The following is a 1,374-nucleotide window of genomic DNA, read 5'->3' as shown; positions in this document are numbered from 1 at the left end:
TTATCGGCGTAAGACGTGCCTGTATTGAAACACCAATTGAATGAAATAGTATTTTGGCTGCCTCCATTCTGTTCAATTCCAGTAGATCCAATATTAAACAATGCATTATGATCAATACTTCCTCTTGAGCTGTGATTCCATATTCCTCGATTAGTAATATTGTGAATATAATTACCTTCAACACTATTATTCACTCCTCCAGCAACAAAAATTCCATAGGTGAACCCAGACACTGTATTATTACTAATGTGGTTATTATTCACAATGTCTTCAAGCTGAATTCCAAAAATTCCAGTGCCGTCTGATTTAATCATATTATTTAATAGCACGCAGCCAGATGATTTGAATATCCGAATACCTACACATGGGTCTGTATTGGTAGTGGTCTTCTGCATGTTAATAGTGCAGTTCTCAATTTTGACAGCAGACACACCATTGATCAAATTTATACCGTAGGAGTCTTTTGCATCAATTGAACAGCGATCAAAAAGTATATTTTTAGTCATTGATGTAAGTTCGGTTGAACTTTGGGATACATGAACAATCTTGTCAAATTTACAATTGGTAACGATCACACCGTCAATAATTGCCTGCACCTGATGCGTAACAATGGACAAACCCAATTCTACATTACCAATAAATTCACAGTTAGAGACTGTAATATTCTTACAGTTCTGATAATTATTAGGCTCAATATCTAAACCAGACATCGGATCTTTGCCAGATGTATTTTTAAAAATACAGGATTCGACCCTAATATTTTCACAACAGATCAATGCACTTCCATTTCTCCGATTGCTGTCGCAGGTGACGTTTCGGATATCTCCATTATAACAGCCTTTATTGTAATTAGTGGTAGATGTATCTCCATATAAATACATACCATCGCCTGCACATTGCGCTATACTCCCATCTTTGATTACAAAATTCGCAGCATTCTTTAGGCCAATCCCCATACCATGCTCATGTATGTCGCCTTGATGCGCAGGATTGTCACCAATAATCCGACCAACAATAATATTAAAATTACTGATGTTTTCGCCCCCAATTATAGCATATTGTGACAAAGCATTAGGGATTAAGGTGATAGTTCCATAGTTCTCAAATGAGACATTAGATTTCAGTTCGATACAGCCAACGCTTCTGGATACAGCCTTTGCGACAACAGTTATATCTGCATAATTTACAACACGGGTGACCTTAGAGGCATTAGCGTAGTTAATTGCTTTATTAATAGCAATCGAATTGTCTTGAACGGAGGAATGTACCCCAAAGTAACTTACATCAATCGTATCAATAAACTTGTGTATAAGTTTTGTACCATTAACATCAACAACGCTGCCTCCATCATCCGGTCCTGGATCTTGATTAACT

General features: G+C 36.8%; 1 protein-coding gene. It reads right to left on the bottom strand.

Going from position 1 to position 1,374, the window contains the following annotated elements; translation table 11 throughout:
• Nucleotides 1–1,374, bottom strand: a 1,374-nt coding sequence (locus tag B2X73_RS05170; RefSeq protein ID WP_291095907.1) for a right-handed parallel beta-helix repeat-containing protein, incomplete at both ends; no start/stop codon positions are given.

Source organism: Empedobacter sp. UBA7252, assembly GCF_002472765.1.
Lineage (GTDB): Bacteria > Bacteroidota > Bacteroidia > Flavobacteriales > Weeksellaceae > Empedobacter > Empedobacter falsenii_B.
This window is presented reverse-complemented; position numbering and strand designations above follow the sequence as displayed.